15 protein-coding genes and 1 pseudogene are annotated in these 13,362 nt (G+C 69.6%); 6 read left to right on the forward strand and 10 right to left on the reverse strand.

The annotated features are described in order from the left end of the window. Positions 1-83: 83 nt before the first annotated feature. Both I6J71_RS45775 and I6J71_RS45780 read left to right on the forward strand, forming a co-directional pair. Positions 84-509 (forward strand): PPOX class F420-dependent oxidoreductase, encoded by a 426-nt coding sequence (locus I6J71_RS45775; protein ID WP_204092556.1) that lies wholly within the window; start codon positions 84-86, stop codon positions 507-509. Between the two features lie 63 nt (positions 510-572). Continuing rightward, the gene (locus tag I6J71_RS45780; protein WP_204092557.1) at positions 573-1,967 is read left to right on the forward strand and encodes an FAD-binding oxidoreductase; all 1,395 of its coding nucleotides are present in this window, start codon (positions 573-575) and stop codon (positions 1,965-1,967) included. 99 nt (positions 1,968-2,066) lie between these two features. Here the strand turns inward: I6J71_RS45780 and I6J71_RS45785 are convergent, their stop codons facing one another. From I6J71_RS45785 to I6J71_RS45800, 4 genes are all read right to left on the reverse strand, one after another. Then, positions 2,067-2,780 carry a DedA family protein gene (locus tag I6J71_RS45785; protein WP_204092558.1) on the reverse strand — a complete coding sequence of 238 codons (714 nt, stop codon included), beginning with the start codon at positions 2,778-2,780 and terminating at the stop codon, positions 2,067-2,069. Positions 2,781-2,871: 91 nt separating this feature from the next. Then, positions 2,872-3,231: a hypothetical protein gene (locus I6J71_RS45790; RefSeq protein WP_204092559.1), complete on the reverse strand. Its 360-nt coding sequence runs from the start codon at positions 3,229-3,231 to the stop codon at positions 2,872-2,874. Between the two features lie 30 nt (positions 3,232-3,261). Then, complete coding sequence (nagA, locus tag I6J71_RS45795; RefSeq protein ID WP_204092560.1) at positions 3,262-4,452, reverse strand: N-acetylglucosamine-6-phosphate deacetylase; 1,191 nt, start codon at positions 4,450-4,452, stop codon at positions 3,262-3,264. 59 nt (positions 4,453-4,511) lie between these two features. Then, positions 4,512-5,099, reverse strand: a complete 588-nt coding sequence (locus I6J71_RS45800; protein ID WP_204092561.1) for a SigE family RNA polymerase sigma factor — start codon at positions 5,097-5,099, stop codon at positions 4,512-4,514. A gap of 177 nt (positions 5,100-5,276) precedes the next feature. On the opposite strand from I6J71_RS45800, the gene I6J71_RS45805 reads away from it, so the two are divergent. Beyond that, positions 5,277-5,558: a YciI family protein gene (locus I6J71_RS45805; protein WP_204092562.1), complete on the forward strand. Its 282-nt coding sequence runs from the start codon at positions 5,277-5,279 to the stop codon at positions 5,556-5,558. A 410-nt stretch (positions 5,559-5,968) separates the two neighbouring features. On the opposite strand, the pseudogene I6J71_RS45810 reads toward I6J71_RS45805, so the two are convergent. The 3 genes and pseudogenes from I6J71_RS45810 to I6J71_RS45820 form a co-directional block, all read right to left on the reverse strand. Then, positions 5,969-7,441, reverse strand: a pseudogene (locus tag I6J71_RS45810) (flavin-containing monooxygenase). Positions 7,442-7,519: 78 nt separating this feature from the next. After that, the gene (locus I6J71_RS45815; RefSeq protein WP_204092563.1) at positions 7,520-7,993 is read right to left on the reverse strand and encodes a pyridoxamine 5'-phosphate oxidase family protein; all 474 of its coding nucleotides are present in this window, start codon (positions 7,991-7,993) and stop codon (positions 7,520-7,522) included. A gap of 11 nt (positions 7,994-8,004) precedes the next feature. Next, complete coding sequence (locus tag I6J71_RS45820; RefSeq protein WP_204097596.1) at positions 8,005-8,886, reverse strand: SDR family oxidoreductase; 882 nt, start codon at positions 8,884-8,886, stop codon at positions 8,005-8,007. Between the two features lie 104 nt (positions 8,887-8,990). Here I6J71_RS45820 and I6J71_RS45825 point away from each other — a divergent pair, with 104 nt between their 5' ends. Then, on the forward strand, positions 8,991-9,632 hold the full coding sequence (locus I6J71_RS45825; RefSeq protein WP_204092564.1) for a maleylpyruvate isomerase N-terminal domain-containing protein: 642 nt from the start codon (positions 8,991-8,993) through the stop codon (positions 9,630-9,632). A 43-nt stretch (positions 9,633-9,675) separates the two neighbouring features. On the opposite strand, the gene I6J71_RS45830 is transcribed toward I6J71_RS45825, so the two are convergent. Next, positions 9,676-10,590 carry an aldo/keto reductase gene (locus I6J71_RS45830; RefSeq protein WP_204092565.1) on the reverse strand — a complete coding sequence of 305 codons (915 nt, stop codon included), beginning with the start codon at positions 10,588-10,590 and terminating at the stop codon, positions 9,676-9,678. Between the two features lie 61 nt (positions 10,591-10,651). Here I6J71_RS45830 and I6J71_RS45835 point away from each other — a divergent pair, with 61 nt between their 5' ends. Both I6J71_RS45835 and fbaA read left to right on the forward strand, forming a co-directional pair. Then, complete coding sequence (locus I6J71_RS45835; RefSeq protein ID WP_204092566.1) at positions 10,652-11,473, forward strand: LLM class F420-dependent oxidoreductase; 822 nt, start codon at positions 10,652-10,654, stop codon at positions 11,471-11,473. A 115-nt stretch (positions 11,474-11,588) separates the two neighbouring features. After that, complete coding sequence (gene fbaA, locus I6J71_RS45840) at positions 11,589-12,620, forward strand: class II fructose-bisphosphate aldolase (protein ID WP_204092567.1); 1,032 nt, start codon at positions 11,589-11,591, stop codon at positions 12,618-12,620. A 51-nt stretch (positions 12,621-12,671) separates the two neighbouring features. On the opposite strand, the gene I6J71_RS45845 is transcribed toward fbaA, so the two are convergent. Further along, positions 12,672-13,076 carry a type II toxin-antitoxin system VapC family toxin gene (locus tag I6J71_RS45845; RefSeq protein ID WP_239154289.1) on the reverse strand — a complete coding sequence of 135 codons (405 nt, stop codon included), beginning with the start codon at positions 13,074-13,076 and terminating at the stop codon, positions 12,672-12,674. After that, entirely contained in the window at positions 13,073-13,342 is a 270-nt protein-coding gene (locus I6J71_RS45850) for a type II toxin-antitoxin system Phd/YefM family antitoxin (RefSeq protein WP_204092568.1), read from the reverse strand. The genes I6J71_RS45845 and I6J71_RS45850 overlap by 4 nt, the downstream gene beginning before the upstream one ends. Positions 13,343-13,362: the final 20 nt, after the last annotated feature.

The following is a 13,362-nucleotide window of genomic DNA, read 5'->3' on the forward strand; positions in this document are numbered from 1 at the left end:
TGTTCGTCCGTTTTCTCCCGACTTCATTCTCCCTGGTCAGACGACGGGGGAACAAAGCGGAGTGTGACGGGTTGGATGGAGGTATGACCGACGACACAGCCCTGTACTCCCTCATCGGCTCCCGCAAGACGGGGGTCCTGGCCACGCTCAAACGTGACGGACGGCCGCAGCTGTCCACCGTCAGCCACCACTTCGACCCCGAGAACCGAACGATCCAGGTGTCGATCACCGAGACGCGCGCCAAGACGAAGAACATGCGCCGTGACCCCCGCGTGAGCTTCCACGTCGGCAGCGAGAACGGCTGGTCGTACGCCGTGGCGGAGGGCGAGGCCTCGCTCACGCCGGTCGCCGCGGCCAAGGACGACGCGACCGTCGAGGCGCTGATCGAGCTGTACCGGAAGGTCGCCGGCGAGCACCCGGACTGGGACGAGTACCGCGAGGCGATGGTCGCGGACCAGCGGCTGGTGCTGACGATCAAGGTCGACCGGGTGTACGGGTTGGCGCGCTGAGCCGTTCTGGCGAAATCGGAATTTTTGTTCCGCAGTGCGGACATCTGGCTTTACGATGACCCCATGAGCAACGATGCCCTCATCCAGCGACTTCGCGACGAGCTCGGCAAGGAGGCCGTTCTCACCGACTCCGACGTGACCGGAAGCTACGCGCGTGACATGATGCCGCTCGCGCCCTCGGGAAAGCCGCTGGCAGTGGTGCTGCCCGTCGACACCGCGGGGGTGCAGGCGGTCGTCAAGGCCTGTGCCGAGGCGCGGGTGCCGGTGGTGCCGCGCGGGGCGGGCAGCGGCCTGTCCGGGGCGGCCAATGCCATCGACGGCTGCGTGGTCCTGGTGCTCACCAAGCTCGACGAGATCGTCGAGATCGACCCGGGCAACCGGCTCGCCGTGGTGCAGCCGGGTGTCGTCAACCTCGAATTCCGCAACGCCGTGGAGAAGCACGGCCTCTTCTACCCGCCCGACCCGTCGAGCTACGACTGGTGCACGATCGGTGGCAACCTCTCCACCAACGCCGGTGGCCTCTGCTGCGTGAAGTACGGCGTGACCACCGACTCCGTGCTCGGCCTCCAGGTCGTGCTCGCCGACGGATCGCTGCTCGAGACCGGCCGCCGCACCGTGAAGGGCGTGGCGGGCTACGACTTGACGAAGCTGTTCATCGGCAGCGAGGGCACGCTCGGCGTGATCACGCAGGCGACGCTGGCGCTGCGGCCGCTGCCGCAGGCGCCCGCGACGCTCGTCGCCGGCTTCTCCACGACGGAAGCCGCTGGTGAAGCTGTCGCGCGCGTCGTGCGCGAGGGGCTCGTGCCGTCGCTGCTGGAGATCATGGACGCGGCGTCGATCAAGGCGTCGGAGTCGTACCTGAACACCGATCTCGGTGCGGGCTCCGACTGCCAGGCGCTGCTGCTGGCCCAGTCGGACGTCGGCGGCGACGCCGCGCTGCGCGAACTGGCGGTGCTGGAGCAGATCTGCGCCGACTGCGGCGCCGACCTCGTCTACGCCACCGATGACCTCGAAGAGGGCAAGATGCTGCTGCAGGCCCGCCGCGTGGTCCTGACCGCGCTGGAGACCTACGGCGTCTGGCTAACCGACGACGTCTGCGTGCCGCGCACCCGCATCGCCGAGCTCATCCGCGGCTGCGAGCAGGTGAGTGAAAAGGTCGGTCTCAAGATCGCCGTGGTCGGCCACGCCGGCGACGGCAACATGCACCCGACGATCGTCTACGCACCCGATGACGAGGACCAGTTCGCCCGCGCGCAGCAGGCGTTCGACGAGATCCTCGAAGTGGGCCTCGCGCTCGGCGGCACGGTCACCGGCGAGCACGGCGTCGGCAAGATCAAGCGCGACTGGCTCGCCCGCGAGATCGGCCCGGTCGGCCTGCGCGTGCACCGGCAGCTCAAGCAGGCGCTGGACCCGGACAACCTGTTCAACCCGGGCTCGATGTTCTCGATGACCGACTGAGGTCCTGCTGAGGTCCTGCTGAGGTCCTGAAAAACGTTCCTGGCACGACGAACGGCGCCGGACCGGTCCGGGCGGCGCCGTTCGTTCGTGTCTCGGGAATCAGTCGCGCACGCGCGGGATCCGCTGCGTGACCTCGGGGTCGGTCTCGGGTGCGGTGGCGGCGTGCGCCTTCTTCTCGCGGCGGCCCTTGAGGTACTCGAACAGGATCGGGAGGACCGACACGAGCACGATCACCACGAAGATGGCGTCGACGTTGTTGCGGATGAAGCCGATGTTGCCCAGCAGCGCGCCCAGCACGGTGATGCCCGCGGCCCACAGGATCCCGCCCAGGATCGTGTAGGTGAAGTACCGCTTGGGATCCATGCGCCCGATGCCGGCGATCCACGTGATGAACGTCCGCACGAACGGCACGAACCGCGCCAGCACCACGGCCTTGGGCCCGTGGTGGTCGAGGAAGGCGTGCGTCTTGTCGACGTACTCCCTCTTGAAGAACTTCGAATCCGGCCGGTTGAACAGCTTCGGCCCCACGAAGTAGCCGATGTAGTAACCGCAGACGTTGCCCAGCAGCGCGGCCACCGTGACCAGCACGCACACCACCCACAGCGGCGCGTCGAGCGTGCCGTTGGCGATGAACAGGCCCGCGGTGAACAGCAGCGAGTCGCCCGGCAGGACCGGGAAGATGCTGCTCTCGATGAAGATGATCAGGCACAGCACCGCGATGACCGGCACGGTCAGGCCGCTCAGCAGCTGCTCCGGGTCCAGCCAGGACGGCAGGATGGACATGGTCGTCACTGTGCTCTGGGCGAGAATCACACCGAAAACGGTACAGGGGTGACGCTGAGTACCGGCACAGGGAGAACAACCGCAGGTCGTGGGGATTTCAGGAGTCCGGAAAACCCCCGGGTCAGACCAGCGTGAGCAACCCGATCACCGAACCCGCCGCCAGCCCCAGCAGGAGCGCCAGCAGCAGCACCCACAACGCCGGCAACGGCGCGGGTGCCGGAGCCGCCTGGCGGACCGTCGGCGGATCGGGCGCGGCGGGCGTGGTGCGCCGCCCGGCGGCGTCGTCGAGGGCGGCGCGTTCGCGGGCCAGCGAGTCGGCTCCGGCGCCGGAAAGAAGGCCGTAGCGGGGTGGCAGCTCGTCGGTGGTGCCCGTCGAGTCGCCAGGGGTGGACGCGGGCTGCGAGCTCGTGTGCGGCGCGAACACGGCCTGGGCGCGCAGGGCGTCGGCCAGCAGTCGCTCCGGGTCCTTCGGCTCGGTCATCCCTGTCCGTCTTCCCCCGTGTCGGTGCGGTTACGTGCTCAAGGTAGCCCGGCCGACCTCCGCGACCCACTCGCCCCGGCGCAGCACCCGGACCGGGCGCAGGTCGTCGTCGAGCACGACGAGGTCGGCGGCCAGGCCGGGCCGCAGCGACCCGGTGCGGTCCGCGATGCCCAGCAGCTCGGCGGGGCGCCCGGAGGTCGCCCGGACGGCGTCGAGGACACCGAGTTTGGCACCCTTCACCAAGTTGCGGAAGGCGTTGTCCATCGTCAACGTGCTGCCGGCCAGCGAACCGTTGTCGAGGGTGGCGACGCCGTCGTGCACGTCGACCTCCAGGCGGCCCAGCGTGTAGCGGCCGTCGGCGGCGTCGGTGGCCGACATGGCGTCGGTGATCAGCACGGTCCGGCCGCGGCCGACGTGTGACGCGGCCAGCCGCACCACGGTCGGGTGCAGGTGCACGAGGTCGACGATCAGCTCGATCGTCACCCGCGGGTCGTCCAGCAGCACGCCCACGGGCCCGGGCTCGCGGTGGTGCAGCGGGCGCATGCCGTTGAACAGGTGCGTCGCGACCGTCGCGCCCGCGTCGATGGCCGGCGTGAGCTGCTCGGCGACGCCGTCGGTGTGCCCGACCGCCGCGATCACCCCCGATTCGGCGAGCTGTCGCACGGCCTTCACCCCGCCGTTCAGCTCGGGCGCGAGCGTGACCATCCGGATCGCGCCGGCGCCCGCGCGCAGCAGCTTCTCGACCGTGCCCGTGTCCGGTTCACGCAGCGTGCCCGGATCGTGTGCGCCGCAGCGGGCGCGGGAGATGAACGGACCCTCCAGGTGGATGCCGGCCAGCTCGCCGTCCTGCACGAGCTCGCGCAGCGCGGCGATCTGCTCGGTCAGCACGTCGATCGGGTCCGAGACCAGGCTCGCAAGCGTGGTCGTGGTGCCGTGGCGCCGGTGCGCGCGCACGGCCGTGAGCATCTCGTCCGGGTCCAGCGTGGAGAACGAGCCGCCGCCCCCGCCGTGGCAGTGGCTGTCGACGAACCCGGGCACCACGAGCGCCCCGCCCACGTCGACGACCTCGGCGTCCGGGCGGCCCGGGGGCGTGCCCGTGCCCACCGCGGCGATCCGCCCGTCGGACACGGCCAGCCAGCCGTCGTCGAGTACGCGGTCCGGGGCGGCGACGCGGCCGCCCGTGATGACGAAGTCTCCGGCGTGCTTCACGCCTCCCAGCATATATTGGTCTGGACCAGACATGGCTACGCAACTCAGTGATCGAGGTTGGTCCACCCGGGTCACTGCGGTGTCTGCATCGCCTTCTGCAGGGCCTCCAGTGCCCGGCTGGCGGTTGATTTAACGGTACCCTTCGAGATCCCGGCGGCCTCGGAGATCTCGGCCTCGCTCAGGCCACCGTAGTACCGCAGGACCAGCACTTCCCGTTGCCTCGGCGGCAGCTTCGACAAGGCATTCACCACAGCCTGGTGTTCACTCGACAGCATGGCGAGGCTTTCGGCGGAGCGCGCGTTCACCGCGTGCGGCGGCACGTACTCGCGCGCGGTCTTGCGCCGGCGCAGCACGCTGCGTGATCCGTTGACCACGGCGGTGCGCAGGTAACCCACGGCGGCGGCCGCGTCGCGCAGGCGGCCCCAGTTGCGGTGCAGACCGGTGAAGGCCTCCTGCACCACGTCCTCCGCGGTCGCCGGCTCGTCGACGAGCAGGATCGCGAGCCGCACCAGCCGCATCCGGTGCTGGCGGTAGAGGTCCTCGAGGGTCAGCGGCGTGCTCTGCTGCTGCGCCGGAACTGGTCCGTCCATGGTCCGCAGGTGCCCGAGCGTCGCTTCGACACTGCGTTCGACCTCGTGCTCCGCGTTGCCCTCCAGCATGTACCCCTGCCTGTTCTCGCCTGTTCTCGACCCCGGTGGTGCCCTGCGCCGAGCGGTCTCACGCGAGCCCTAGCGTATCGGGTCGGCCTGCTCACGCCACTGCTCGGATGCTGGGACTGCCCGTTGTTGCCCGGTAGCGTTCGCGGCGTCACCGCAGCACTCACCCGGGAGATCCACATGGCCTGGTACCTCGTCGAAATCCGTTACGTGCAGGACAAGCTGGCCGAGGTGCGGCCGCGTCACCGTGAGTGGCTGAGCGGGCACTCCGAAGCGGGCCGCGTGGCCGTCGCGGGCCCGCTCGCCGACAACTCCGGTGGACTGGTCCTGTGGCAGGCCGCCGACGAAGGGGCGCTCAAGGAGCTCCTCGACGACGACCCCTACCAGCGTGAAGGTGTGGTCGCAGAACGAATCGTGCGCGAGTACCAGCCGGTGCTCGGCGCCTGGGTGCCGCAGGCCTGATCACAGGTCCGCCGAGTGCGGGGCCCGCGCCCGAGGCGGCGAGCCCGTACTCGGTGTCGGGCCGGCCCCACGCGGCCGTCCGGCAAATGCGAAAGTTCTCCCAGAAACGGCATGGACTCGCGTGAGCGTCCCGTGTAGACGGGCCGCCACCGCCGTGGACCACGGGCAGGATCGGCGTGTTCCCGATTTCGCCCGCGACGAACGGGTACGAGCCCGCCGCACGGCCGTGGTAGTGCGAGCGGTCACCCGGGTCGCCGCACAGCGAGTACTGCCGCACCCGGCTCGAAGGCAGCGCGAGACGTTGATGCTGTGCGGGGCCTGCGGTTCGCGGGTGACCCCGTGCATCGGCAGCGCGGCTCAGTCGAACCGGACGTCGCGGACGTGCCGGACGATCTGCTCGCGGTCGGTGCTCAGGACGGGCGGCCGGTGAGCTCGTAGTCGCTGGGCTCGACACGGCGCGTCTGCAGCCAGTACGTCCACGTGAAAGGCGGGCCAGATCGTGCGGTTCACGCCCCTGGCGTCGAGGTACCAGCTCGTGCAGCCGCCCTGGGTCCACCCGCCCTTGACGAGCTTGGCCTGGATCTCGCGCTGGAACTCGTCCTGCACGGCCGGGCGCACGTCGAGCGCGGCGGCACCGTGGGACTCGGCGAGCTTGATCGCGTCGACGACGTAGCGCGACTGTGCTTCGATCATGAACACCACGGAGTTGTGGCCAGTGCGGTGTTCGGGCCGAGGAGGAAGAACAGGTTCGGGAAGCCGGCCACCGTGATGCCCTTGTGCGTCCGGATCCCGTCCGTGGCCCAGGCTTTCGCCAGGCTGCGGCCTTCGACGCCGGTGATGTCCAGGTACTCCAGCGCGTCCGTGACGTGGAAGCCGGTGCCGTAGATGATCGCGTCCACCTCGTGCTCCACGCCGGCGGTGTCGACCACGCTGCGTTCGCGCACCGCGGCGACGGTGTCGGTGACCACTTCGACATCGGGTCGGTTCAGTGCCGCGTAGTAGTCGTTGGACAGCAGCACGCGCTTGCAGCCCATGGTGTAGTCCGGCGTCACCTTGGCGCGCAGCCGCGGGTCGGCAATGCCCTTGGCGATGTGCCGGCGCGCCAGCGTTTCGGCGGCGTGCAGGAGCTTCGGGTGGCCGTTGAAGCCGATCGCGCGGGATTCCAGCAGCCAGTACAGCGCGTTGCGGTAGGCGCGCTGCGCACCCGGGACGGACCGGAACGCCCGCTTCGCCCACCCCGGCATCGCGTGGTCCGGCTTCGGCATCACCCACGGTGGCGTGCGCTGGAACAGCGTCAGCTCGGCCACTTCGGGGGCGATCCGCGGCACGAACTGGACGGCGCTCGCGCCCGTGCCCACCACGGCGACGCGCTTGCCGCGCACGTCGAACTCGTGGTTCCACCGCGCCGAGTGCCAGGCCTGGCCCTCGAACTTCTCGCTGCCCGGCAGCTGCGGGATCTGCGGGATGTGCAGACCACCGATGCCCGACACGAGGAACTGCGCCGAGAACTCCGTGCCGCCCTTGGCCGTCATGGTCCACCGGCGTTCGCGCTCGTCCCAGTGCGCGCCCGTGATCTCCACACCGAACCGGATCCGCTCGCGCAGCCGGTATTTGGCCGCGACGCCCTTGAGGTACCCGAAGATCTCCGGCTGCGGCGAGAACGACCGGGACCAATCCGGGTTCTGCTCGTAGGAGAACGAGTACAGGTGGGACTGCACGTCGCAGGCGCACCCGGGGTACGAGTTGTCCCGCCAGGTGCCGCCCACTTCGCGGGCCTTCTCCAGGATCACGTAGTCCCGGATGCCGGCCTTCTCGAGCTGGATCGCCTGTCCGAGCCCGGAAAACCCGGTGCCCACGATCACGACCTCGAACCGCTCGGTCATCTGTCGGCCTCCGCTGCGCTGGGGGTCTGCCGAAGAGGGCGTTACCCCAGGTAACAGTTTGAAAGTAACAGCTACCCATCAGTACGTTCCGCCGAGCTTCGTGTGGTCCCAGGAGACGACCTTCGTCGGGTGGAAGATCAAGCCGATGCGCTTCGGGGCCTGGCGGCCGATGAACTCGCGCAGCTCGTCGGGCACCGGGTCGCCCGGCTTGGCGCCGGCGTAGCGCTGCATGAGGGTGATGCCCATGCGCGTGACCTCGTCGGTGTCCTCGATGATCTGCACGTCCGCCTCAAGGGAGACGCCGCGCAGCTTCTCGTAGGAGTCGCCGCTTTCGATCAGCACCGTGGCCTCCGCCAGGCGGCGGAGGTTCTTCGCTTTCTGGGAGCTGCCGTACGTCCACGTCGCGACGCCGTCCTCGTGCGGGAAGTACCACAGCGGCGCCAGGTGGGGCCGGCCGTTGGGGCCGATGCTGGCGACGTTGATCACCTTCTGCTCGGCGAGGTAGGCGCGGACTTCCTCCGGTGCCATGCGGATCTGGTCGCGACGGGACATGCGCGGCTCCTCTACTCCTGTTTGGTCGCAGCCCGTCCGCCGTGGCCGGTCACCGCCGACTCGTATGCGCCGCGCTGCTCGATGTCGTCCAGCGCGGCCTGGTCCGCCGCCGGCACGCGGGTCCGGCTGCCGAGTTCGACGATCGGCGGCAGGAACGCGCGCAGCAGCTTCAGGCCGCCGACCCAGCGTGGCACGTGGATCGTCCGCGCGCGCTTGAGGATGCCCGCTTCGAGGTCGTCGAGGGCCACGTCGAGCGGGTACGTCTTGCCGATCAGCCCCGGCATCGACGCGCGGAGCTTGCCGAACACCGGGTGCGCGTCGGCGCTCTCGACCAGGTTCGTCCGGATCCACGTGGGGTGCGCGACGCCCACCTTCACGCCCAGGTGCGCCACCTCGGCGCGCAGGCTGTTCGAGAACGCCTCGACGCCCGCCTTCGCCGCCGCGTAGTTCGCCATGCCGGGCGCATGCGTGATCGCGGCCAGCGACGAGATCGCCAGCAGGTACCCGCGCCGCTCGACCACGTGCGGCAGCGTCACGCGGAACGTCCGCCACACCCCGAGCAGGTCGACCTCGATCACCTTCTCGAAGGCCTTCGGGTCGACGGACCGCACGAAACCGGCCGTCGCGATGCCCGCGTTGGCGATCACGACGTCGATTCCGCCGAAGTGCTCGACCACGCCCTTCGTCGCGGTTTCGAGGTCGTCCCAGCTGGTCACGTCGGCTTCCCACGCCCGCGCGTCGGGCCCGATCCGCCCCGCGACCGCCGCTAGCTCCTCGGCCTCCAGCCCGACCAGCGCCACCTTCGCCCCGCGCGCGGCCAGCCGCTCCACCAGCCCGGCCCCGATCCCCCGGGCAGCCCCGGTGATCAACACGACCTTCCCGTCGACGTTCATGGCCACGGTGCCCTCCTGAACTCGGTTGTGGGAGGGGACGGTACCTCAACCTACCCCGAGTAAGCTACTTCTCGGTAGGTTCGGGTGGTGCCACGATTGCGGGCATGGATCATTCGCCTGTGGGGAACCTCGACCAGCCGTTTCTCGACGCCGCCGCTGTCTGCTCGACGCTGCTGCGCGCCGACGCCCTGCGCAAGCGCTGGGCCGAACCCAGCGCGTTGCCGGAGCTGTCCGTGGGCGCCCTCGCCTGCCACCTCGCCCGCCAGGTGACCCGTGCCGCCGAGTTGCTGGCGGCGCCGCCGACCCTGCCGACGCTGGCCGTCGTCGACGAGCACTACGCCCGCGCCGCGTGGGTCACCGCCGAATCCGTGCACGACCCGGCCAACGACCGCACCGCCGACGACGCCGAAGCGGCCGAGGGGGTCGACTGGATGCTGGCGCGCTTCGACGCGGACCTCGCCTCCGTCGCCGACCGCCTGCCCGAAGCTGCGGACACCGTCGACATCCCGTGGCAGGGCTGGTCGCTGCGCCGCGACGACTTCCTGCACACCCGCTTGCTGGAACTCATCGTCCACTCCGCCGACCTCGCGGCGAGCCTCGGCGTCCCGGCGCCCGAATTCCCCGACGCGGCCTTCGTGCCGGTGCTGGCGCTGCTCGCCCGGCTCGCGGTCCGCCGGCACGGTCAGGGTGCCGTCGTCAGCACTCTGACCCGCCGGGAGCGCGCGCAGAACATCAGCGCGTTCTGACGCGCGGGTGCCCTCCCCGGCCCGGGGAGGGCACCCTGGAGCGTCAAGCCGAGGCCGTGCTCAGCTCCGTGAGCTCCGCGTCGGTCAGGTTCAGCGACACCGACGCGATGAGGTCCGTCAGCTGCTCCGTCGTCCGCGCGCTCGCGATCGGCGCCCCCACCGTCGGCTGCACGCGCAGCCACGCCAGCGCCACGGCGGCAACCGACGTGCCGTGCGCGGCGGCCACGGAGTCGAGCGCCGCGAGCACCCGGGAACCGCGCTCGTCCAGGTACTTCACGGCGCGCGGGGCCCGCAGGGAGTCGCCGAGTTCGTCGTGGGAGCGGTACTTGCCGGTCAGGAAGCCCATCGCCAGCGAGAAGTACGGCAGCGTCGACAGGCCCTCGCGCGCGACGAGCGGCGCGAGGTCCTTCTCGTAGTCCCGCTCGACGAGGTTGTAGTGCGGCTGCAGCGCGACGTACCGGGCGAGGCCCTCACGGTCCGAAATGGACAGTGCCTCGGTGAGCCGTTCGGCGGAGTAGTTCGACGCGGCGATGTAGCGCACCTTGCCCGCGCGTACGAGGGAGTCGAACGCCGCGAGGGTTTCCTCGAGCGGCGTGTCCTGGTCGTCCCGGTGCGCGTAGTACAGGTCGATGTGGTCGGTTTGCAGGCGGCGCAACGAATCTTCCGCCGCCGCCGTGATGTTCGCGGCCGAGAGGCCCTTGCGCTGCTCCCACGCGCCGACCTTCGTGGCGATCACGATGTCGTCGCGGCGGCCGCGGCGGGTGAGCCAGGTGCCGATGATCGTTTCGGAACCGCCTCCGCCGCCGTACACGTCGGCAGTGTCCAGGAAGTTGCCGCCGGCTGAAGCGTAGGCGTCGAGCACCGCGTGGGAAGTCTCTTCGTCCGCGGTGAAGTTGAAGACGTTGCAGCCCAGGTTGAGGCCGTACACGTCGAGGTCCGAGTTGCCGAGCTTCGTCATGCCACGAAACTACCTTGGGAACACGGAAGAATCCGCAATCCGACGTGCGTTGGGAAGGTTCATGGCTATCGAACTGGGCAAGATCGGCATCTGGCGTGGTGCCACGCAGACGAACGGCGAGTTCGCCGCGGAGGTGGAGAAGCTCGGCTACGGCGCGGTGTGGCTCGGCGGCTCGCCCGGCGGCGACCTCGCGATCGTGGAAGAGCTGCTCGACGCGACCGAGCGCCTCGCCGTCGCGACCGGCATCGTCAACATCTGGGCCGACGCCCCGGCCGCGATCGCGAAGGCGTTCCACCGGATCGAGAAGAAGCACCCCGGCCGGTTCCTCCTCGGCATCGGCGCCGGTCACCCGGAGGCGACGCAGCAGTACACCAAGCCGTACACCGCGCTCGTCGAGTACCTCGACGCGCTCGACGCGGCGGGCGTCCCGAAGGAGTCCCGTGCGCTGGCGGCGCTGGGCCCGAAGGTCCTGAAGCTGGCGGGCGACCGCACCGCGGGCGCGCACCCGTACCTCGTCACGCCGGAGCACACCCGGACCGCGCGCGAGGTCCTGGGCGAAGGCCCCCTGCTCGCGCCGGAGCACAAGGTCGTGTTCGACACCGACGACGATAAGGCCCGTGCGCTCGGCCGCAAAACCGTGCAGTTCTACCTGCGGCTGTCCAACTACACCGCCAACCTGCGCAAGCTCGGGTTCACCGACGAGGACCTCGCCGGCGAGGGCAGCGACCGCCTCGTCGACGCGCTGGCGCTGCACGGCGATGCCCCGGCCATCGCGGCCGGTGTCCGCGCCCACCTCGAGGCCGGCGCCGACCACGTGAACCTCCAGGTCCTGGACGAGGACCCGTTCCCCGCTTACCGGGCGCTCGCGGCCGAGTTGTTCTGAATCGTTCAACTTGAGATGGGGCACATAGAAAGCCCACATGAGGTGGACCGGCCCACGAGGCCGGTCCACCTCGTACGATGCGCCTGAGAAGACAGTCAGTTCCGAGGAGGAAACGATGCCCATCGCCACCCCCGAGGTCTACGCGGAGATGCTGGACCGGGCCAAGGCGAACGAGTTCGCCTATCCGGCCATCAACGTGACCTCGTCGGAGACCGTGAACGCCGCGATCCGCGGGTTCGCCGAGGCGGAGAGCGACGGGATCATCCAGTTCTCCACCGGCGGTGCGGAGTTCGCCTCCGGGCAGAAGGTGAAGGACATGGTCACCGGCGCGACCGCGCTGGCCGAATTCGCCCACGTCGTGGCGGCGAAGTACGACGTCAACGTCGCGTTGCACACCGACCACTGCCCGAAGGACAAGCTCGACGGCTTCGTGCGCCCGCTCATCGAGATCTCGGCCGAGCGCGTGAAGAACGGGCAGCACCCGCTGTTCCAGTCGCACATGTGGGACGGCTCCGCGATCGACCTCGACGAGAACCTGGAGATCGCGCAGGAGCTGCTCGCCAAGACGTCCGCGGCGAACATCATCCTCGAGGTCGAGATCGGCGTCGTCGGCGGCGAAGAGGACGGTGTCGCCCACGACATCAACGAGAAGCTCTACACCGCCGAGGGCGACTTCCTGAAGACCATCGACGCGCTCGGCTCGGGCGACAAGGGCCGCTACCTGTTGGCGGCGACCTTCGGCAACGTGCACGGCGTCTACAAGCCGGGCAACGTCAAGCTCCGCCCCGACGTCCTCAAGGGCGGCCAGGAGGCGGCAGCCAAGAAGCTCGGCCTCGACGCCGGCGCCAAGCCCTTCGAGCTCGTCTTCCACGGCGGCTCCGGCTCGCTGGCCGAGGAGATCCGCGAGGCGGTGTCCTACGGCGTGGTGAAGATGAACGTCGACACCGACACCCAGTACGCCTTCACCCGGCCCATCGCGGACCACTTCTTCAAGAACTACGACGGCGTCCTGAAGATCGACGGCGAGGTCGGCAACAAGAAGGTCTACGACCCACGCAGCTACCTCAAGGCCGCCGAGGGTGGCATGGCCGCTCGCGTGGTCGAGGCTTGCCAGGCTCTCGGCTCGGCGGGCAACCGGGCCAAGTAGGGCCTTTCCGAATAGGGGCTGCCACTCGCGGGTGGCAGCCCCTCGTCGTCCTCAGACCTCGACGATTTCGACCAGGCTCTCCAGGCCGCGGAAGTCCCGCACGTTGCTGGTGTACAGCGGCAGACCCCGTGACGACGCGATCGCCGCAATCATCAGGTCCGTCTTGCGGGGGCGCGGATCGCGTTTCGCTGCCACGACGAGCGCTGCCAGTGAGCCGAACCGGGTCGAGGCGTCGGTGTCGAACGGGAGGGGCCGGTAGTCGACGAGTGCCGCACCGACGTCTTCAGTGCGCGCGGCTCGCGTGGCCGCGTCCTTCGCCACCGCGACGCCCTGGTGGAGCTCGGCCATCGTGATCGTCGTGATCTCGGAAACAACCGGTAGCTTCTGCGGGTCGAGGGCGACGAGCCTGAGGTACACGCAAGTGTCGAGCACACCCACTGCGTGCCGTTCAGTCACGCGCGTTCCCACGGGTTGTCGTCAGTCAGGCGTTCCTCGCCGAAGAACTCGTCGATGTCGCGACGCAGCTGGGCGTAGTCCACCCTGGGCAGTCGCCGGCGCCGGGCGATCAGCTCCTCGGTGGTGAGTGAGCGATGGGTGGAGAGTGGTCGCAGCTCGGCGATTTCCACGCCGTTGCGAGTCACGTGGAATGTCTCGCCGGCCTCGACCGCGTCCATGACCGCCGCGGAGTTGTTGCGGAACTCCCGCTGGGTGATCACCCGCATGGCGCAAGTGTAGCCCGTGG

The sequence above is a fragment of the Amycolatopsis sp. FDAARGOS 1241 genome (assembly GCF_016889705.1).
Taxonomy (GTDB): domain Bacteria; phylum Actinomycetota; class Actinomycetes; order Mycobacteriales; family Pseudonocardiaceae; genus Amycolatopsis.